Source organism: Oceanisphaera sp., from assembly GCF_052084945.1.
Lineage (GTDB): Bacteria > Pseudomonadota > Gammaproteobacteria > Enterobacterales > Aeromonadaceae > Oceanimonas.
Map to the genome: position 1 here is coordinate 1 of NZ_JBQDEX010000037.1, position 21319 is coordinate 21319.

15 protein-coding genes are annotated in these 21319 nt (G+C 48.1%); 11 read left to right on the forward strand and 4 right to left on the reverse strand.

The genetic code is table 11. The features are described from left to right. Window positions 1-172: 172 nt before the first annotated feature. Window positions 173-3031 (reverse strand): excinuclease ABC subunit UvrA, encoded by a 2859-nt coding sequence (uvrA, locus tag ACTHY5_RS05225; protein WP_441877375.1) that lies wholly within the window; start codon window positions 3029-3031, stop codon window positions 173-175. Between the two features lie 147 nt (window positions 3032-3178). Here uvrA and ACTHY5_RS05230 point away from each other — a divergent pair, with 147 nt between their 5' ends. Further along, window positions 3179-4552: an MFS transporter gene (locus ACTHY5_RS05230; RefSeq protein WP_441877378.1), complete on the forward strand. Its 1374-nt coding sequence runs from the start codon at window positions 3179-3181 to the stop codon at window positions 4550-4552. 14 nt (window positions 4553-4566) lie between these two features. Continuing rightward, complete coding sequence (gene ssb, locus ACTHY5_RS05235; RefSeq protein ID WP_441877381.1) at window positions 4567-5214, forward strand: single-stranded DNA-binding protein; 648 nt, start codon at window positions 4567-4569, stop codon at window positions 5212-5214. A gap of 85 nt (window positions 5215-5299) precedes the next feature. On the opposite strand, the gene ACTHY5_RS05240 is transcribed toward ssb, so the two are convergent. Both ACTHY5_RS05240 and ACTHY5_RS05245 read right to left on the reverse strand, forming a co-directional pair. Next, window positions 5300-5737 carry a YkgJ family cysteine cluster protein gene (locus ACTHY5_RS05240; protein WP_441877384.1) on the reverse strand — a complete coding sequence of 146 codons (438 nt, stop codon included), beginning with the start codon at window positions 5735-5737 and terminating at the stop codon, window positions 5300-5302. Between the two features lie 110 nt (window positions 5738-5847). Continuing rightward, the gene (locus ACTHY5_RS05245; RefSeq protein ID WP_441877387.1) at window positions 5848-7059 is read right to left on the reverse strand and encodes a dicarboxylate/amino acid:cation symporter; all 1212 of its coding nucleotides are present in this window, start codon (window positions 7057-7059) and stop codon (window positions 5848-5850) included. A gap of 336 nt (window positions 7060-7395) precedes the next feature. On the opposite strand from ACTHY5_RS05245, the gene ACTHY5_RS05250 reads away from it, so the two are divergent. Continuing rightward, complete coding sequence (locus ACTHY5_RS05250; protein ID WP_441877390.1) at window positions 7396-9309, forward strand: EAL domain-containing protein; 1914 nt, start codon at window positions 7396-7398, stop codon at window positions 9307-9309. Here ACTHY5_RS05250 and ACTHY5_RS05255 read toward each other — a convergent pair. Continuing rightward, complete coding sequence (locus ACTHY5_RS05255; RefSeq protein ID WP_441877393.1) at window positions 9295-10245, reverse strand: 1-aminocyclopropane-1-carboxylate deaminase/D-cysteine desulfhydrase; 951 nt, start codon at window positions 10243-10245, stop codon at window positions 9295-9297. The two genes, ACTHY5_RS05250 and ACTHY5_RS05255, sit on opposite strands and share 15 nt — an antisense overlap. 178 nt (window positions 10246-10423) lie before the next feature. On the opposite strand from ACTHY5_RS05255, the gene ACTHY5_RS05260 reads away from it, so the two are divergent. The 8 genes from ACTHY5_RS05260 to tldD all read left to right on the forward strand — a co-directional run bounded on the left by ACTHY5_RS05260 (window position 10424) and on the right by tldD (window position 21226). Then, window positions 10424-11467, forward strand: a complete 1044-nt coding sequence (locus ACTHY5_RS05260; RefSeq protein ID WP_441877396.1) for a rod shape-determining protein — start codon at window positions 10424-10426, stop codon at window positions 11465-11467. Window positions 11468-11503: 36 nt separating this feature from the next. Further along, complete coding sequence (gene mreC / locus ACTHY5_RS05265; RefSeq protein WP_441877399.1) at window positions 11504-12388, forward strand: rod shape-determining protein MreC; 885 nt, start codon at window positions 11504-11506, stop codon at window positions 12386-12388. Further along, window positions 12385-12873, forward strand: a complete 489-nt coding sequence (mreD, locus tag ACTHY5_RS05270) for a rod shape-determining protein MreD (RefSeq protein WP_441877402.1) — start codon at window positions 12385-12387, stop codon at window positions 12871-12873. Before mreC ends, mreD begins: the two co-directional genes overlap by 4 nt. A 72-nt stretch (window positions 12874-12945) precedes the next feature. Then, window positions 12946-13539, forward strand: coding sequence for a nucleoside triphosphate pyrophosphatase (locus ACTHY5_RS05275; RefSeq protein ID WP_441877405.1), 594 nt, complete (start codon window positions 12946-12948; stop codon window positions 13537-13539). A 65-nt stretch (window positions 13540-13604) separates the two neighbouring features. After that, window positions 13605-15074 carry a ribonuclease G gene (rng, locus tag ACTHY5_RS05280; protein WP_441877408.1) on the forward strand — a complete coding sequence of 490 codons (1470 nt, stop codon included), beginning with the start codon at window positions 13605-13607 and terminating at the stop codon, window positions 15072-15074. Between the two features lie 8 nt (window positions 15075-15082). Then, window positions 15083-18847, forward strand: coding sequence for a YhdP family protein (locus tag ACTHY5_RS05285; protein WP_441877411.1), 3765 nt, complete (start codon window positions 15083-15085; stop codon window positions 18845-18847). Between the two features lie 116 nt (window positions 18848-18963). Beyond that, complete coding sequence (locus ACTHY5_RS05290; RefSeq protein WP_441877414.1) at window positions 18964-19791, forward strand: carbon-nitrogen hydrolase family protein; 828 nt, start codon at window positions 18964-18966, stop codon at window positions 19789-19791. Continuing rightward, window positions 19781-21226, forward strand: coding sequence for a metalloprotease TldD (gene tldD, locus ACTHY5_RS05295; RefSeq protein WP_441877417.1), 1446 nt, complete (start codon window positions 19781-19783; stop codon window positions 21224-21226). The genes ACTHY5_RS05290 and tldD overlap by 11 nt, the downstream gene beginning before the upstream one ends. Window positions 21227-21319 lie beyond the last annotated feature (93 nt).

Consider the following 21319-nt stretch of genomic DNA (forward strand, 5'->3'; position numbering starts at 1 on the left):
GGGAGGTGACTCTGTTTCCTCTTTATACTGTATTTAAATAGATCGATTATTTAGTCTGTTTGGTATAAGCCGTCACCCTGACGCAAGTCAGGACCTGTTTTTAGTCTCTTCAAAAGCCAAAACAAAATACCGGAGCAAGTCCGGTATGACGGCATAGGAAAAGTGTTTGTTTTTAGCTCGGAGTTTGGTGCTGGGCGCTGGACGCTGCTTTCTCCAACATGGGGCGTAAGAAACGGGCGGTATGAGAAGTGGGATGTTCGGCCACGGCTTCTGGGGTGCCGGTAACCAAAATTTGGCCACCGCCGCTGCCGCCTTCAGGGCCAATATCGACAATCCAGTCGGCGGTTTTCACCACATCGAGATTATGCTCAATAATCACCACCGTATTACCGTGATCGCGCAAGCGGTTAAGCACGGTTAACAGTAACTGAATATCTTGAAAATGCAGGCCTGTGGTGGGCTCATCTAAAATATACAAGGTCTGGCCGGTATCACGCTTCGATAACTCTTTGGCAAGCTTAACTCGCTGAGCTTCACCGCCCGATAAAGTGGTAGCCGATTGCCCTAGACGCACATAGGATAAACCGACATCCATTAGTGTTTGCAGCTTGCGATGAATGGCCGGTACTGGGGCAAAAAATTCGCAGGCCGCTTCTACCGTCATATCCAGCACTTCGTGAATATTTAAGCCTTTGTATTTTATCTCTAATGTTTCTCGATTATACCTGTGGCTTTTACAGACATCACAAGGCACATAGACATCCGGTAAAAAGTGCATTTCTACCTTAATGAGACCATCACCTTGGCAAGCTTCACAACGTCCCCCTTTCACGTTAAACGAGAAGCGACCTGGCTTATAGCCGCGAGAGCGCGCCTCTTGGGTTGCGGCAAATAACTCACGAATAGGCGTAAAAATACCGGTATAAGTAGCAGGGTTAGAGCGTGGTGTGCGACCAATGGGGCTTTGATCAATATCCACCACTTTATCTAGCTTATCCATGCCCTCAATACTGCGATACGGGGCGGGCTGGCTTACGGTCGCCTTATTGAGTTCGCGATGAGCAATAGGGAATAAGGTATTGTTAATAAGGGTAGACTTGCCCGAACCAGAGACCCCCGTAATACAGGTCATTAGCCCTAAGGGTAGCTGTAAGTCGACATTTTTTAAGTTATTGCCAGTGGCGCCGGTTAAGGTAAGCCAGTGCTCACTTGTTGGAGTGCGCTCAGCCGGAATGGCAATACTCTTTTTACCCGATAAATACGCACCGGTTAATGAGTTGGCATTGGCCATCACCTCGGCAGGGGTGCCCTCAGCCACTATTTCCCCCCCATGCACACCGGCACCCGGGCCAATATCTAACACATAATCGGCGGCAAGAATTGCATCTTCATCGTGCTCAACAACAATCACCGTATTACCCAGATCACGCAGATGTACTAGGGTTGTCAGTAAGCGCTCATTATCTCGCTGATGCAGGCCAATGCTGGGCTCGTCCAGTACATACATGACCCCCACTAAGCCGGCACCAATTTGGCTGGCCAGTCGAATGCGTTGGGCTTCACCGCCAGAGAGAGTATCTGCGCTACGAGATAAGGTTAAATAGTTGAGGCCCACATTCACCAAGAAGCCTAGGCGGGCAACGATTTCTTTAAAAATCTTATCGGCAATTTGTGCTTTTTGGCCACTTAGCTCCATATTAGTGAAAAATTCATGGGCTTCACCAATCGCCATATTAGCCACTTGTGGCAGAGTATGTTCGGCCACAAATACATTGCGTGGCCCTTCTTTAAGGCGGGTGCCGCTACAAGTGGGGCAGGCTTGATGACTTTGATATTTGGCTAACTCATCTCGCACTGAGTTTGACTCGGTTTCGCGATAGCGCCGCCCCATATTATGCACAATACCCTCAAAGGGGTGTTTTCGTACCAGCACATCGCCTCTGTCATTCATGTATTTAAAGTCGATGCTGGTGCGACCAGAGCCATAGAGTACCGCTTGTTTCACGTCTTCTGTGAGTTCTTGATAGGGCACTTCTAAGTCAAAGTCATAATGATCGGCAAGCGATTTGAGCATTTGGTAATAATAATAGCTGCGTTTATCCCAGCCACGAATAGCACCACCCGATAAGCTTAGCTCGGGGTTACTGATCACCTTGTCGGGATCCACCACTTGCTGAGCCCCTAAACCGTCACAGGTTTCACAAGCTCCGGCTGGGTTATTAAACGAGAAAATACGTGGCTCTAATTCGGCAATAGAGTAACCACATTGCGGACAGGCAAAGTTAGCAGAAAACACCAAGTCAGTTTGATTACTTTCATCCATGGCGATGACAGAGGCGATGCCACCCGACAGCTCAAGCGCGGTTTCAAATGATTCGGCTAAGCGCAGCTGCAGATCGTCACGCACCTTAAAGCGGTCAACCACCACTTCTATGGTGTGCTTTTTTTGTAACTCGAGCGTTGGTGGATCGGATAAATCACACACTTCACCATCAATACGGGCGCGAATAAAACCCTGTGCCGAGAGATTATCTAATAGCTTGGTGTGCTCCCCTTTGCGGTCTCGTACCACGGGGGCCAGCAGCATTAGCTTTTCGCCTTCAGGCTGTGCTAATACTTTATCGACCATTTGGCTGATGGTTTGTGCGGTTAATGGCTGCGCATGCGTCGGACAGCGAGGTTCACCTACACGAGCAAACAGTAGGCGTAGATAATCATAAATTTCGGTAATGGTGCCCACGGTTGAACGTGGGTTATGAGAGGTCGACTTTTGCTCAATGGAGATAGCCGGCGATAACCCTTCAATATGATCCACATCGGGCTTTTCCATTAACGAAAGAAACTGGCGCGCATAAGCCGACAATGACTCAACATAACGGCGTTGTCCTTCGGCATAAAGAGTATCGAAAGCGAGAGATGACTTGCCCGATCCAGATAAACCGGTGATCACTATCAATTTATCTCTAGGCAAGTCTACGCTGATATTTTTTAGATTATGGGTTCGTGCTCCGCGTACTTCGATTTTCTTCATCTGCCACTGCACCTTGCTGTAAATTCGATCAACTAGTATGGCATTGGATCATAAGCTCGCCAAGTGAGAATAAGCATTAATCTTGACAGGCCCCACGTGCTAGACTATTAGCATTCTATTTATGTGATGTAACAGTGCAGAGGACTCATGAGCGACGAGCCAGGTTTTAGCCACCACGAACGGCGGGCTTCTTTTACCCTAGCGGGCATCTTTGGGATGCGAATGTTGGGCCTGTTTATGATCATGCCGGTATTTGCCTTGTACGGTAAAGACTTGATCGGTTTCTCACCGTTATGGGTTGGGATCGTGATTGGTGTGTATGGCTTAACTCAAGCGGTATTACAAATACCGGCCGGATGGTTGTCGGATCGCATTGGGCGTAAACCAGTGATTTATGTCGGCTTAACTTTATTTGCTTTAGGCTCTGTAGTCGCTGCTATGTCAGAGTCAGTATATGGCGTAGCTATCGGCCGGGTGTTACAAGGTTCAGGTGCTATTGCGGGTGCTATTTTAGCCTTAGCAGCCGACATTACTCGCGAAGAAAATCGTACCAAAGCCATGGCCATTATTGGGGTCTGCATTGGTATTTCGTTTGCCATTGCCATGGTACTCGGGCCAGTATTAGCCTCATTTTTTGGTTTGTCTGGTGTATTTTGGGCCACAGCAATATTATCTATCGTGGGTATTGTGATGGTGCGCTTTATGTTGCCTAACTCAATACATAAAGGACAAATTCGTGATGTTACTGCTGCGCCTGAGCTGTTTGGCCGCTTATTAAAAGATAAGCAATTATTGCGCCTCGACTTTGGCATTATGCTGCTACATTTAACACTCACTGCGGTATTTGTGGCGTTTCCGTTGACCTTGTTAGAGGCAGGTTTAGCAGCTGAGCGTCATTGGTGGCTCTATTTGCCCACCTTGCTATTATCTTTTGTGTTAATCGTGCCCTTTTTAATCTTGGGCGCTAAACGCAATATGAACAAGCAGCTTTTTTTGGCGTCTATTCTGGTGATGATGGTATCGCTTATTTTAATGGCGGCCGGTCAAGGCCATATCACCATATTAGCGCTGGCCATGTTGTTGTATTTTACCGCCTTTAACTTTATGGAAGCTTCACTACCCGCCTTTTTGTCTATGTTGGCACCGGCTGGCGCTAAAGGCACCGCCATGGGAATTTATTCTACTGGTCAATTTTTTGGTGCCTTTTTAGGTGGGCTGTTGGGCGGCCTGCTATATCAAGAACTAGGCGGTGCAGGTGTGTTTTTACTGATCGCGGCCTGTATGGCATTTTGGTTTTGGCTAGCTGCGGGTATGAGTAATGTTAGCAAGGTGCGATCTCATATTTTGCCTATTAGTGTTAATATAGAAAGTAACGAACGCCGCGAGAGCTTGCTTACCCAGCTGCTAGCGTTACCTGGGGTACACGAAGCGTTAATTATCCCAGAAGAGGGCGCCGCGTACCTTAAAGTCGACGGCAATATTTTTGAATTAGATCAAGCGAAAAGCTTGATTAACCTGTAAGTACGGAGCGAGTTATGGCCAATAGAGGCATTAATAAAGTTATCCTGATCGGCCACCTAGGTCAGGACCCAGAAGTGCGTTACATGCCTAACGGTAATGCGGTGGCAAATATCACTTTGGCTACCAGTGAAACTTGGCGTGACAAGCAATCCGGCGAGCAGAGAGAGCGTACCGAATGGCACCGCGTGGTCTTTTTTGGCAAGTTGGCAGAAATTGTCGGTGAATATCAGCGTAAAGGCTCGCAGATATATATAGAAGGTCGTTTACAAACCCGTAAGTGGCAAGATCAAAGTGGCCAAGATAAATACACCACCGAAGTAGTGGTTGATATGGGCGGCACCATGCAAATGTTGGGCGGTCGCCCACAAGGTGGTGGCGGACAACAAGGTGGCTGGGGTGGCCAACAAAATAACCAACAACCAGGCGGCCAGCAACAAGGTGGCCAAGGTAATTGGGGGCAGCAACAAGCAGCACCGCAGCAGCAGGGCGGTCAAGGCAATTGGGGTGGCCAGCAGCAAGGCGGTCAACAGCAAGCAGCACCACAAAGCCAGCCACAATATGGCCAGCAAGCACCCGCTCAAGCACCACAAGCTCCTCCTGCAGCACCGGCACCCACTTATAACGAGCCCCCAATGGATTTCGATGACGACATCCCGTTCTAGGACTCTCTTGGGTCTTTGAGTCTTGTGCGTACTGATACTAAGCCCCTGTTAATGCGGGGGCTTTTTTTGTGGCTAGTATATTGTTTTAAATATTTTTTACTTTAATCAGGTGTTGGTGTCTTTTATGGCGAGGGACTTGGGAGTTAAGTGGGGCATCTGGGTGGACTGTGATACCGAGTTTGCGCATTAACTGCCGGTTGCCTGTAATTAAGGGGTGCCAGCTTTCCAGTGATCTGCCTTGTTCAAGGCGCCGATAGGCACAGGTTTCTGGTAACCAAGTATATAAGGGTACATTACTTGGCGTTAATGGGTGACAGTGGGGGACTTGCTCAAAACGATGCTGATAATCGCGACAGCGACTTTGCTGAGCGTCAAACAATTCACAGGTAATATTAAACACCCGTACTTCGCCTTTACCCTCTGTGCGGACTAAGCAACACTGGCCGCAGCCATCACATAAGGCTTCCCATTCTTTAGCATTCAGCTCTGCTAGTGAGTAATGCTCCCAAAAATCAGCACGCACGTATATGTCACCTAATACCATTAAACGGCCTGATATTAGACGACATTCGACGCATTTAGTCTACTTTTGTGCCGTTATCTAAGCTTTTAGCTTGGATTGTGGTTTATTGTTTATAGGGTGGCGCTTGTATCTTGTGCTGGTTGAGATTTTTCGTCAATAACAGCAGCGCCGATAATATCGCCAGTGACATTAGATGCGGTGCCGCCCATATTGATAATGGCATCTACACCGGCAATCAGTGCCACTATTTCCAATGGTAAGCCAAATAAGCTTAATACTGCCGATAAGGTGACCAAGCCCGCGGCCGGTACACCTGCGGTACCAATAGAAAGCAGGGTGCCAATCACCACTATTGTCATTAAATCTATCCATGCTAAATCTAAGCCGGTGATATTAGCGGCAAATACCAGTGAAACGCCCATACGTAGTGCGCCGCCGTCGGAATTAAAAATAGCCCCTAGCGGCAGAGCAAAGTTGGCGATTTTTTCAGATACGCCGGCTTTTTTGGCTGCAGATATGGCGACTGGTAAGGTGGCTAAGCTGCTAGTGGTAAAAAAGGCGGTGGCATAAGCTTCTTTTATATCCGCTAGAAAGCGCAACACCGAGTGACCTGATAACTTTAAGAAGCTGGTGTATACCAATGCCCATAACACGGCTAAGCCTAAATAAAAGGTAGCGGTAAACACTAGTAAAGATGTTAAGGTCATCCAGCCTTGAGAGCCAAAAGTAGTCGCGCTTATGGCAAATACCCCAATGGGTGCATACAGTAAAATGCCATCCAGTATTTTATAAAACAGCTCGTTGAAAGCGCTAAATAAGCGCTCTAAAAAAATGCCATGATCCTGCATTTTTTTATCAGCAGAATAAATCATGGCAGACATCGCCATCCCCATAATAATAGCAATAAACAAAATCGCCATTAAATCACCGGCGGCGAAGGCTGAAAATAGATTGTTAGGCACTATTTTGATCAGCATGTCTGAGGCGTGTGGAATTTCGGGTTGCTGCACGGCGGTGTTGGGGAGTGAGAGCTGGCTGCCGGGACTAAAAGTAAGAGCGAGTACGACCCCTATAATTACCGCCATAGCTGTAGTGGCAGCATAGTAGAGGATCAGTTTGCCGCTTAGCCTGCCCATTTGGCTGATATTCATACGACCAATGGCCAGAGCCACTGTTAAAAAGATAACCGGCGTCGCAATGAGACTGAGTAAACGAATAAAGATATCGCCCAGCGGACTGACAATCGCCGCTTGCTCTCTAAAAACCAGAGCGACGAGTATGCCCAACAAGAAGCCAGCTGACATTTTTATGACCAGCGACATGTCGCTATATTTTTTCCATATATTCAACGTGTATATGCCTTGTAGTGAGATGCCGATGAGGCGTAATAAATACGGATTAATGTTAGTGTAAAGCGTTGCGAGTAAAGAGTGAAATGCAAATACCCCATTGAGTATTGACGTATCACACCGTACTAAAGAACCTTATGCAGCGTTGTGCGCATGATCGAGTAATATGAGTCTTCACTTGGAAAGCGTTGGTATTTTAGTCATTAGGCCATGATAATGAAGATTATGGGTTGTTAGGGGCCATTTGCTCCCTCAAAGCAGCACTCAAGGAAGAATGCCGGATGGTATCTGGTGTCTTAGGGATGAGAAATGAAACTGACTAATCAGCTTACTGCCACTATTAGTTTAAGCATATTGGCGACCGTTATCTTGATGATAGTGGGGGCCGGCGTGAGCTTTTATCAGGTAGGTGAAATATATCAACAACGTCAAGTCGATAGCATAGTACGTTCAATTGATGATAGTTGGCAGTTGGGGCCAGTTCAACCTCAAATTATGCATAATAAACTGGCTGCCTTACTGGAGGCGAACAGCGTACTTAAGTTGGTAGTACTTAAAGGTGAGACCCCTTTTTATCGCTATAATACCGCGCAAATATTATCTGAAAGCGAGTTGTCGATAGAGTATCAACGTGCTCTTATTGAGCATCCAGAATTTCATATACAGTTAGAACTACGCCCCCCTCTTTATGAAGTAACAGATACCTTAAGTTCGTTGTTTTGGTTAGCAGGAGCCATTGCGCTGGTGTTTGTAGGCACCTTATTTATTTTACATTGGCTTAGGCGGCAGTTACGTGGGATTGAGCTGCTTGATTGGCGTGGACTGCATATTTTGCACGGTAAGAAAAATGCCTTGCAGCACGATTCGCAACAAGAGTGGCCACGCTCGGTGAGCCAAGCGCTCGATACATTGCTGTTAGAATTAAAAGATGCCAAAAAAGAGCGTAGCCGTTTTGATACTTTTATGCGCGCCAATGTGTTTATGGATAAAAAGCTGGGGATTGGTAACCGAGCGTTTTTTGATAATCGCTTAGAAGCCATGCTCAGTGATCCTACTAGCCATGCCGGTGCCTTGCTGTTGGTGAAACTACAAGATGTAGAAAGCATTAACTATTATTTGAGCTACGAACGCGGTGATGAAGTCTTGTCTGCAGCAGCTGTATATTTGAGTAACTTTATTCAGCGTATTCCTGGTGCACTGCAAGCTCGCTATAGTGGTAACACCTTTGCGCTATTATTGCCCAATGCGGTAGAAAATGAGGCGCAAGATACTGCGCGTCAAGCAATGAGTGTATTACGCCGTTTGCATTGGCCTGATGCGGTACATGATCCGGCTATTTACATTGGTGGAGTTTGTTTTCGTTACAAAGAATCTTTGGTACAAATTCAAGAAGAAGCGGAGTTGGCTTTGCGCAGTGCGGCGCTGCAGGGCGGTGATGGTTACTTTATGTATTATAAAGGCGTCACTGAGGCCAGTATGGGTAAGGGAACGGTGCGCTGGCGTACTTTGTTAACGCGCTTGTTAGAGCAAGACTTAATTCAATTAGACCGCCAAGGGATTTATACCGATGCGGCACAGCCTCCTCTGATGTATGAATTGTTGGCGCGTATTCAAGATGAGCAAGGTAAAGTGCTGTCGGCTGGCTACTTTATCCCCATGGCAGAAAAGTGTGGATTATCAAAAGAGTTAGATAAAGCCTTGGTGCTGAAAACACTTAGCTACTTGGTGAGCGATGAGCAGAATATTGCAACCACACTTAATGTAAGCGCTGCTAACTTACTAGAGCGTGACTTTTATAATTGGTTGTTGTTTGAATTAATCCAGCACCCTAAATCACTGCTTAACCGTTTGGTTATCGAGCTATCAGAGGCTCAAGTAAGCCGGCGTTGTCAGGCATTAAGAAAGCCGTTACGCGGCCTCAAAGCTCTGGGATGTCAGCTAGGCGTAGATCAGGCAGGGCAAGACATTGTGAGTACTGAATATATTCAAAATTATCATTTAGATTATCTTAAATTACACTCAAGCTTAGTGCGGGATATTAACACTAAGCCCGCTAATCAAATGGCGGTAAGAAGCTTAATTGGTAACTGTGTCGATCGTGCTACTTTAGTGATTGCGATGGGCGTAGAAACAGAAGCAGAGTGGCAATGTTTATCGCAACAGGGCGTTTATGCTGGCCAAGGTTATTTTTTTGCGCGGCCCGAGCGTTTAGCGCAGCTTTAAAGTAGCGCGGGCGCCTTGCAGCCCTCCGGTGTGTAAAAATACTAGCCGGCTACCGGCGGGGTATAAGCCAGCTGCAATATCTCGAAATAGCCCCAATAGCGCTTTACCGCTATAAATAGGTTCTAGCGGCAATGTGAGTTGTTGGGCTAATAAATCGATGTCGCTTTTATCAAGCACTGAACATTTAGCATAGCCACCGCCATGGTGGTTTAATGCAATATGCCAGCCATTATTTTGGCGCGCTGCAGGATAAAGACGACAAATTTCGTCGGGTAGCCACCGTGCCCCTTTTAATACGGCATAGCCTGTTACCTGTGTTTGTGAAGGGCGTTTAGACAGTAAACCAGCCAGCGTGCCGCCACTGGCAACCGGCAGTATCAGGTGATCGATATGAGAGGCGATTTGTTGCTGATTAAGCGCATGGCTTAAATCTTGCCACACCTGTGCGACTCCCGGTAACGCCGCAGCACAACTTCCGCCTTCTGGCACAATAACATACCCAGGATAACGCAATGCCAGCTCTGCCAACCAGCCGGCCTCTTGGCGGCGACGATATTGTTGTCGGTCTACAAATTCTAAGTTCATGCCCCAGTGTTGAGCATCGCTAAGGGTGGGATTACTGCGGCTGCTGGCTTCGCCACGGACTATGGCGGCGGTGGGCAAGCCTAGTTGATAACCCGCTGCTGCCAGAGCGTGTAAGTGGTTGGAGTAAGCGCCGCCAAAGCTTAAAATGCCACTAGCATTGTCTAATAACGCTTGATGTAGGATATATTTAAGCTTGCGCCATTTATTGCCTGATATGTTGTGGTGATGCAGGTCGTCTCGCATGACCCAAAGCGTGAGTTGATGTTGGGTTAATAGCGGGTGGTGCAGCGGCTGTAGCCACTGTTTAGGCAGCGCAGCACCATAGAGTTGATACCAAGTAGATAACGGCATAAAGCATAAATTAAATGAATTAATTATCTCAGTTTAGGGAACTTCTTACCCAATTGAAACTCGTACCCACTCTTTGTGTGGTTTTAGCTAAGCTTGTTCCTTGCCAGTAGTAGGCTGCGTTGATAAAGTTAGCCGCATTATTGTAACCGCTTTTATAATCCAAGGTCCCCTTCAGCATATGTTTAAAAAGCTAAGAGGCATGTTTTCCAACGATCTGTCGATCGATTTGGGCACGGCCAACACTCTCATTTACGTTAAAGACCAAGGTATTGTTCTTGACGAGCCTTCCGTTGTGGCTATTCGCCAAGAAAAATCGGGCCAAAGCCAAAGTGTTGCCGCTGTTGGGCAAGCTGCCAAGCAAATGCTGGGTCGCACACCGGGCAATATAGCAGCCATTCGGCCTATGAAAGACGGTGTGATTGCCGACTTTTATGTCACAGAAAAAATGCTACAGCATTTTATTAAGCAAGTGCATGACAATAATTTTTTTCGCCCCAGCCCTCGGGTATTGGTATGCGTGCCTTGTGGCTCTACCCAAGTAGAGCGCCGTGCCATTAAAGAGTCGGCATTGGGTGCTGGCGCCCGCGAAGTGTATTTAATTGATGAACCAATGGCGGCGGCTATTGGTGCAGGTTTACCGGTGTCTGAAGCTACAGGCTCTATGGTGGTTGATATTGGTGGTGGTACTACAGAAGTGGCCATTATCTCGCTTAATGGTGTGGTGTACTCCCAGTCGGTACGTGTTGGCGGGGATCGCTTTGACGAAGCCATTACAAACTATGTGCGCCGTAACTACGGCTCGTTAATTGGTGAAGCGACTGCAGAGCGTATTAAGCACGAAGTTGGCTCTGCTTATCCTGGTGACGAAGTCTTAGAAATTGAAGTCCGAGGCCGTAATTTGGCCGAAGGGGTGCCACGCAGCTTTACGCTCAATTCCAACGAAATATTAGAAGCGTTGCAAGAGCCGCTATCCGGTATTGTGAGTGCCGTAATGGTGGCATTAGAACAATCGCCACCAGAGTTGGCTTCAGATATTTCTGAACGTGGCATGGTACTGACCGGTGGTGGCGCTTTGTTACGCGACCTTGACCGTTTATTAATGGAAGAGACTGGTATTCCGGTGGTGGTATCTGATAATCCATTGACCAGTGTTGCCCGTGGTGGCGGTAAAGCATTAGAAATGATCGACATGCACGGCGGGGATTTATTTCATTACGATTAATAATAAGGCTGAGTTACTCGGCCTAGCTGTTGTGCTATGAAAACAATATTTGGCCGAGGGCCGTCACTGCCAATCCGCTTAGCATTAGCGGTGGTAGTATCGTTGCTGTTGATTATTGCCGACAGCCGTTACCAGAGTTTTAATGAGGCTAAAGTCTATCTTAATACTCTGGTTAGCCCATTGCAGTATATTGCCAATAGTCCGCGGATATTATTAGACTCAGCGTCTAGTCAACTTATGTCTAATCAAGCCTTGCTCGCGCAGTCAGAACGACTGGAGCAAGAACTTTTTTTGCTGCGTGACGATCTGCTACAGCTGGATCACCTTGAACAAGAAAACAGTCGACTGCGCAGTTTGCTAGGCTCGCCGGTGCGCTTTGATGCAAGGCGCATGGTGGCAGAAATAATGGCTGTTGACTCAGATACGTTCTCGCATCAAGTTGTTATTGATAAGGGAAGCTTAAAGGGAGTGTTTGAAGGCCAGCCGGTACTTAACGAACAAGGCGTAGTAGGACAAGTCATGTCGGTTGGTAAAACCACCGCTCGAGTATTGTTAATTACCGACAGTAGTCATGGTATTCCGGTACGAGTGGCACGTAACGACATTCGAGCCATTGCCAGTGGCAGTGGTCAGCTAGACCGTTTATCGCTGCATAATATTACTCGCAATACCGATATCCAAGAAGGTGATACCTTGCTGAGCTCTGGCCTAGCAGGACGTTTCCCTGAAGGGTATCCGGTGGGGCGGGTCAGTCGTGTCGGTTACGAAGAAGGGCAGCCGTTTGCAGATATTCAGGTGGACCCTTTTGCCGCACTAGACAGAGTGCGTTATTTATTACTGCTATGGCCGGAGTCAAAAATTATTGATGTAGATGGTGCCGTAGCCCTAGGCGCTGATACGAGGGAGCGAGTATCCCAATGAGAGGTTTTTCGCTAACAGGGCGCCTGGTTATTGCAGGTAGTTTATTGCTGGCACTGGTGTTATCTATTTTGCCCTTGCCTGAACTTATTGCGCCTTTTCGCCCCGACTGGCTGCTAATGGCTTTAGTGTATTGGAGCATAGCTCTGCCCCACCGCGCCAATGTAGGCACGGCATTTTTTGCCGGGTTACTTTTGGATGTGCTATTAGGATCAGTGCTTGGTATGCACGCTTTGGCATTGGTGATCCCCACTTACCTTGCCGCCTCTCAATTTCAGCGTATGCGTAACTATTCTGTGTGGCAACAGTCCTTTGTGCTGGGTGCTTTGGCAATTTTAAACAAGTTGCTAGTATTTTGGGTGGCTTATATGAGTCGAGATATCCAGCTGGATTATCATTATTTTTGGTCTATTGTCAGCACAATGGTGTTTTGGCCATGGGTATTTTTACTGTTACGTAAATGTCGCCGTCATCTCTGCTTGGTATGAGCAAAATGGCGCTAAGCGTGCCTCTGTTACTCTTTTTATTCCTCACTTATTACCTTTCACGGTAGACACATAATGCCTCCACTTATTTATTTAGCTTCTGGCTCTCCTCGTCGTCGCGAACTGTTGATGCAGTTAGGCGTGGCATTTGACATTTTACGGCCTCATGTAGAAGAGAGTCAGCAAGCACACGAAGACGCCACCACTTATGTGGCGCGTTTAGCGCGTGATAAGGCAAAAGCGGGCTTAGATATTGCCCCGCTGGCGCTGCCCGTATTAGCGGGTGATACCATAGTGGTACTGGACGGTGAGGTATTAGAAAAGCCTAATAGCCAAGCCGATGGAATTGCTATGCTAGGCCGTTTGTCGGGGCGTCCCCACCAGGTGATGACCGCTATGGCACTAGCAACGCCTAGGGCACAGACAAACGGTGAGTGGCTAAACACGGTCACAGTATGCACTCAGGTCACGTTTCGTGAGTTAAGTGATGTTGATATTCACCGTTACTGGGCAAGCGGTGAGCCACGGGATAAAGCTGGTGGCTATGGCATTCAAGGTATGGGAGGGCGTTTTGTGGTGAGTATTCATGGCAGTTATAGCGCTGTGGTTGGCTTGCCATTGGTGGAAACCGAAGCCTTATTGCATTTGGGCGGTGTTTTGTGGGACTGATTTCTTAACCCAAGGGTAATCTATGGTAGTTTAGATGCTTAACTTCTTCTATGGACGGTGCACGCATGTCGGCTGAACTGATTATTAATGTAACTCCTGCAGAAACCCGAGTTGCGCTAGTGGAAAATGGTATTCTGCAAGAGGTACATGTTGAACGTCAGTCGCGACGTGGCATTGTTGGCAATATTTATAAAGGCAAAGTGAGTCGTGTACTGCCGGGTATGCAGGCGGCTTTTGTTGATATTGGCGGCGAACGTGCGGCCTTCTTACATGCCTCTGATATTGTTCCCCATACTGAATGTGTTGATACCAAAGAGCAGGCGCACTTTCAGGTCGGTAATATTGGTGAGCTCGTGCGCCAAGGGCAAGACATAGTAGTACAAGTGGTTAAAGATCCACTGGGCACCAAAGGGGCACGCCTCACCACCGACATTACCCTGCCTTCCCGTTACTTGGTATTTATGCCTGGCAGTGCGTATGTGGGGGTATCGCAGCGCATAGAATCAGAGCAAGAGCGTGATCGCCTTAAACAAATTGTAGGGGAATATGTAGACGAACAAGGCGGCTATATTATTCGTACTGCAGCAGAAGGCGTGGGTGAAGCCGAGTTGGCACAAGATGCCGCTTTTTTAAATCGATTATGGCGCAAAATTCAAGAGCGTCGCCGAAAACATTCTGCCTGCGCTATGTTGTATGAAGATCTTGGGCTAACGTGTCGTATTGTACGTGACTTTGTTGGAGCTGAGCTAGATAGAGTGCGAATTGATTCGCGCAGCACCTGTGAAACCTTAAATCACTTTGTTGAAGAGTTTGTGCCCGAGCTTTCCGGTAAAGTTGAGTATTATCACGGCGACTCACCGATTTTTGACTTATATGATGTTGAAAATGAGATGCAACGGGTATTAAACCGAAAAGTTGAGTTAAAATCGGGCGGCTATTTAATTATTGACCAAACCGAAGCCATGACCACGGTTGATATTAATACCGGTGCTTTTGTTGGGCATCGTAATCTTGAAGAAACCATTTTTAATACCAATACCGAAGCCACACAAGCCATTGCTCGCCAACTACGACTGCGTAATTTAGGTGGCATTATCATTATCGACTTTATTGATATGTACGATGCTGATCATAAACGCCGCGTATTACAGAGCTTAGAAATGGCCTTGATTAAAGATCGTGCTAAAACCAATGTAAATGGGTTTTCTCAGCTGGGCTTGGTTGAAATGACTCGCAAGCGCACCCGAGAAAGCTTAGAGCACGTATTGTGTGGAGCCTGCCCTGAGTGTAATGGGCGAGCTCGAGTAAAAACAGTAGAAACTGTGAGCTACGAAATATTGCGCGAAATTACCCGTGTTAATAAAGCCTATGCCGCCGATAAATTTGTCGTTTATGCCTCTTTAGCGGTGGCCTCAGCGTTGCAAGAAGATGAAGCACATATGCTGGCTGAGTTAGAAGTATTTATTGGCAAGCAGGTAAAAGTAAACAGTGAGCCCTTGTATAACCAAGAGCAGTTTGATGTGGTAATGATGTAGTGTCTGTGGTGTTTAAGCGAAGCTTAAATTGGGCATGGTTAAGCCTTGCCGCCCTTGCTGTGCTGTTAGCTGTATTGGTGTCTTTGTTGCGGTTTGGTTCACCTTTGCTGGCTAACTGGCAACAAGACTGGCTTGCCCGCCAACTCAATGATCAGCAGCTAACCTTAGACATTGGCGAGCTCGGCTTAAACTGGCAAGATTATGGGCCCGTGTTGGTGGTCAAGCAGGTAAGCTTACACCGAGAGCAAGCTCCCCCCATTACGTTGCGCCGAGCACTAGTAGATGTGCAGTTATGGCAAAGTGTACGCCAATGGCGGCTGGTGCTTAATGAACTAACATTGGATGGCTTGCGTGTGCCTATGGTGTTAGCACCAGACTCGCCAGCAGAGACGGCGCCTATGTCTATGGATTGGCGTGCTCTGCGTCAATTAGTGCTGGCCGGCGTAGAGCAGTTCTCGCTGCAGGATGCTCAGCTTATTGTGAGTAGCCCAGGCAAAGACTTAGTGGAATTACACCTACCTGATTTACATTGGCAAAATAAGCCAGGGCAGCACCAAGGTCGAGGGCGCTTTGGATTTGGCCCCGCAGCCCAACAGCAATTACAACTCAAGACTCAATTTACCGGGCCCAGTGACCAACTAAGCGGTCATATTTATGTGCAAGCGCAGAGGGTAGATGCCACCAATGTGTTAGCGCTGATCCGCCCTAATGATCAGGCAGTGAGTGCCAAGATAAACTTTGAACTCTGGCTTGAATGGCAACAAGGTCAATTGAGTGCGGGTGTGCTTGAATTTGGTGAAAACCGCTTGGGCTGGGGCGAGCAACATCATGTGGCTGTCAAAGGGGGACGCTTACAGTGGCAACCGACCGATGGCGGTTGGCAATTGGCCAGCAGCAATATCGATATTAGTGTGGATGATGAAGTATGGCCGAGTTGGCAGCTGCAACTTGATAAGCACCACGATCGTTTACAAGGCTATTTAAACCGCCTGACTTTTACCGACCTAGCATTACTGGCGCAGTGGGGAGAAAGCTTTTGGCCAGAGCCTGCGCGTCAATTGGCCGGCATAGTCCCACGGGGTGAGCTTACTCATTTGTATTTTTCTGCTGACAGCAAGCTCACGCAGTGGCGCTGGCAGGGCGAATTACAAGATATTAGTACCCAAGCGTTTGAATGGGCACCCAGCACCCAAGGGGTGAATGGTCATTTTTCTGTCAGTGCAGATAAGGGCCAGCTAAGTGTACAGCAAGATAATGCCGCCAACTGGAGCTTTGATAACACCTTTCGGGCTGATTGGCCCATGCAGCGATTAGCCGCTAAAGTGCAATGGCAAAAGCAGTCGAGTGGCTGGACCTTATGGAGTCGCGATCTTGAGGTTGAGACGGACGATTTAACTTTGAAAGGTTGGTTTAGTTTGCTGTTGTCTGAGCATAGTGCTCCTTTGCTGAGCGCGTCGGCACGTATAGATGTATTGCGTGGCGAGCACGCTTTTCGGTATTTTCCTGAACCAGTAATGGGTACTGAGCTGGTAGATTACTTGCAAGGAGCTATTAAAGGCGGCCAGGCCAAAGGGGCAGAAGTGCTCTGGTATGGGCGGCCATTGGATTTTCCTTATCAAGATAACAATGGAATCTTTCAGGCGCGCGTTCCGCTTCGCCAAGCTCAATTTCAGTTTGATCCCCAATGGCAACCCCTATCGGCATTAAGCCTAGACCTCTTATTTGAAAATGACGGCCTTTATATGCAGGGCGAAACCGGTCGTTTAGGGCAGGTTAATGCCAGTAACATTGATGCGCGCATAGCGCCGCTAGATGAAGATGGAACATTAGAGCTGAGTGCTAACATCAATGGCAAAGGTGAAGCCGTCACCGATTATTTACAGCATTCATCGCTTGCTTCCTCGGTGGGCATTACCTTAGAGCAGATACAGGTAGCAGGCCCGCTTAATGGGCAGCTAGCGCTCAGCATCCCTTTAAATGGTGATGAGGTTGCAGCAAACGGCCAGGTTGATTTTTTAGATAACAAGGTCCGTGTGAAGCCCCTTGATTTGCCCTTGCAAGGGGTGAGTGGGCGCTTAGTGTTTGATGAGCAAAAAACAAGCTTTAAAAAGATGCAAGCCCAGTGGCATGAGCAACCATTGCAACTTGATTATAGCGGCCAACAAACATCGGAAAATTACGAGGTTACACTGGGCATTACAGGGCAGCTGCAAGCGAAAAAGCTAGGTGCCTTGTCTCCGGCATTAAGCGAGCTCTCGGGCAAAACCGACTGGCAAGGGCAATTAGACTTAACCTTACCTGATCAAGGGCCAGTGTCGTATCGTTTTCGTGCTAACTCAGCGTTAACAGGCCTTGGCAGTACACTGCCTCCCCCGCTAAATAAAAAAAGGGATCAAGCTAAACACAGTGAGCTGACCGTCACCGGAGATCTTGAACAGGCTCGGCTATCATTGAATGTGGGCCCGCATATTCGTGGGCAAGCCAAATTAGCTTTTGCGAATGTTGGGCCTCAGGTGCAGCGCTTATGGCTATCGGCGGGGAGCAATACCAGCCCTCACAGTGCACCACTAGATATTGCCGTTAAGGTGCCTGACGTTGTGCTTGATGATTGGCTATCATTGCTCAACAAAGTACAAAGAGCGCAAGCATTATCTGGACCAGCCACAAATAGTGGTATTCGCTGGCCTAGCCCTTATCGCGTTGATGTTCAGGCCAGTCGTGCGCAGCTGTGGCAACAACCCTTAAATCAGCTAAAGGTATTGGTACAGCCCTACCAAACCAATCGACATCAAGTACAAATTCAAGCAGAGCAAGCTAAGGGGCGTGTACTGTTTGGTGGTGCCCAGGCTTTGCAAGCCGATTTTAATCGATTATGGCTGGGGCAAACACCAATAGTGGGTCAAGAGTCCGGTGAGCATTCAGATATCACTGTGTCTCCTGAACAAGTACCGGCCTTGCAGTTGAATTGTGATGATTGTCGTTGGCAGCAGCTGGCGCTGGGCAAGTTAAGGGTAAGCTTACAGCCCGAACGTAATAAAGTACTATTAACGGAGTTTAACCTTGATGGGCCTTTATTACAGGCACAAGCACAAGGGCAATGGCTGCAAGAAGATAAGGTTAATTTAAGTCGTTTAGAGTGGCAGAGTAACAGCCCCTCGTTAGAGCGATTATGGAAAGCGTTGGGTAAAACCTCGCCTTTTAGTGATACCTCAGCCAAGCTCAGTGGTCAATTACGCTGGCTCAATGTGCCATGGCAGCCAGAGTTGGCCCAGATGAATGGCTCGCTTGCTATGAATACAGGGGCGGGCGTGTTGCGAGATATTAATGACAAAGGCGCCGGTTTACTCTCGGTTGTCAGCCTAGAGTCTTTAATGCGTCGGTTACGGTTAGACTTTAGGGACCTGTATGCTGAGGGGTTTTATTTTGACCGTATTAGCGCCAGTGGTGAGTTAAATAATGGCGTATTAGACAATCAAGATCTGTTACTCAAAGGCGCGGCAGGTAATCTGCGAGGCAATGGCCAGCTCGACTTTGCCAATGAGCAACTCAATTACCAATTTGAGCTAGTCCCTAACTTAACCGGTAACTTACCTGCTATTGCCGCCTTTGCCGTGACCCCTGTGGCGGGGTTGTATGTGTTGGCACTGTCTAAAGTACTGGGTCCTGTGGTCGATGTATTTACGCGTATTCGCTATCAAGTTTCTGGGCCACTGGCTAACCCTAAGGTTACTGAGCTTGGGCGAGAGAAACAGCGGGTGGCAGTGCCGAAGTAAGAGCGGCGGTACGCTTTGCGCCATTACGCTGTAAGTCAAGAAGCGCTCAAGTTAGCTTACGGCGTACCGCGCTAGGCGAGTAGCGATGTTTACGCCGCACAATGAAGGAGCAGATAATGGAACTGGTAGCGTTACAAATTAATGCAGGACCCGAGTGGCAGGCCAATCAGGCGCGCTTAGCTGAGCTATTACAGCAATTACCTACCCAGCGGCCATTATTGGTGTTATTACCAGAAAACGTGGCGGTATTTGGTCGTAAAAGTGCTATCCAAGCCGTCGCCGAGCCTTTGGGTGAAGGGCCAATACAAGCACAGTTTAGTCAGTGGGCTAAAGAGCATAATATTTGGCTGGTGGTGGGCTCTCTGCCCACGCGTATTGAGCACAGTGAGCGGTTACATGCGACCAGCTTGGTGTATAACGAGCGCGGAGAGCAGGTGGCACACTATCATAAGCTGCATTTGTTTGATGTGGATGTGGCGGATGTGCAGGGCCGATACCGAGAGTCAGACAGTTATGCGCCGGGCAATAAAGTCTGTGTCATTGACAGCCCATTCGGGCGTTTAGGCTTATCTATCTGTTATGATTTGCGCTTTGCAACACTGTACCGTGCGTTACGTGATCAAGGTGCCGATATTTTACTGGTGCCCGCAGCATTTACCCGGGTGACGGGTGAAGCGCATTGGCAGCCGTTATTACAGGCTAGGGCCATAGAAAACCAGTGCTATGTAGTGGCGGCGGGCTTATACGGAGAGCAAGGTAAGCGGCCCACTTGGGGACATTCGATGATTATTAGTCCTTGGGGAGACATTGAATGCTGCCTGCCTGAGGGCGAGGGGCTGGTAAGTACGCCCATAGACACTAAGCGACTGGCAGATATTCGTCGGCAAATGCCAGTGGCACAACATGGCCGTTTAAGCGCGGTTTGGAGAGATAATGAGTATTGAACAACTTAGTAACAGCATCTTGGTACCTAACGATTTAGATATGGCATTGTTAAACGCTCAGTTAGGTCGCCTAAGCCGCCATCAGATTGATTTTGCCGACTTGTATTTTCAAAACAGTGTACATGAGTCTTGGGTATTAGAAGACGGTATCGTAAAAGATGGCAGCTACAATATAGAGCAAGGTGTGGGAGTTCGCGCTATTAGCGGTGAAAAAACCGGTTTTGCTTACTCCGATGAATTGACGGCGGCATCACTTGATCAAGCCGTGAGTGCCGCACGAGGGATTGCTGAAAAAGGCGGTGATGGTCGCTTTAAAGTAGGCGCCGAGCGCCCAGTAAGCCGTCGTTATATGGGAGTTAATCCCTTAGATAGTTTGAGCCGTGAGCAAAAAATTGAATTATTACAGCAAATGGATGCCTTTGGGCGCAGCCTAGATCCCGCCGTTACTCAGGTGATCGCGTCCATTTCGGGTGTATATGAAGAAATACTCGTAATTGCAACCGATGGCACCTTAGCCACCGACTTACGACCATTAGTGCGCCTAAATTGCTCTGTGCTGGTTGAGCGCAATGGTCGCCGCGAGCGCGGCGGCAGCGGTGGCGGTGGTCGCACTGGCTATCAGTACTTTTTAGAAGACTTAGACGGCCAACCCAGAGCCATGAGCTATGTAAAAGAGGCGGTACGCCAAGCGTTAGTTAACTTAGAAGCCATTGATGCTCCTGCGGGCACTATGCCGGTGGTATTAGGCGCGGGCTGGCCTGGGGTTTTGTTGCATGAAGCTGTGGGCCATGGCCTAGAAGGGGACTTTAACCGTAAGGGTTCGTCGGCTTATGCGGGGCGTGTGGGCGAAAAAGTGGCCTCTAGCTTATGCACCATAGTGGATGATGGTACCTTGGCGGATCGCCGTGGCTCTTTATCTATTGATGATGAAGGGACTCCGAGTGGTTATAACGTGCTGATCGAAAACGGCATTCTTAAAGGCTATATGCAAGATAAGCTGAATGCCCGCCTAATGGGCGTGGTTCCAACCGGTAACGGTCGCCGCGAGTCTTATGCTCATCTGCCTATGCCGCGTATGACCAATACCTATATGTTGGGCGGTGAAACGCCACCGGCAGATATTATTCAAAGTGTTAAAAAAGGTATTTATGCCCCTAACTTTGGTGGTGGTCAGGTGGATATTACCTCGGGTCGTTTTGTGTTCTCTGCTTCAGAAGCTTATCTGATTGAGGACGGGAAAATTACCGCGCCTATTAAAGGCGCAACCCTGATTGGTAATGGACCTGAGGCCATGAGTCAGGTGTCTATGGTGGGCAATGACTTGGCATTGGATGCCGGCGTGGGTGTGTGCGGAAAAGAGGGACAAAGCGTGCCCGTTGGCGTGGGCCAACCGACGCTTAAATTAGATCAACTTACAGTGGGTGGCACTCAGTAACCGGAGCCCTTCGATCAGCGTAAGCCGTAAGGCTGTCTCTTAGTCACATCTTTTTGTTGATGTTTGAGTAGAAATCAGGCAGAGCGCGCTACT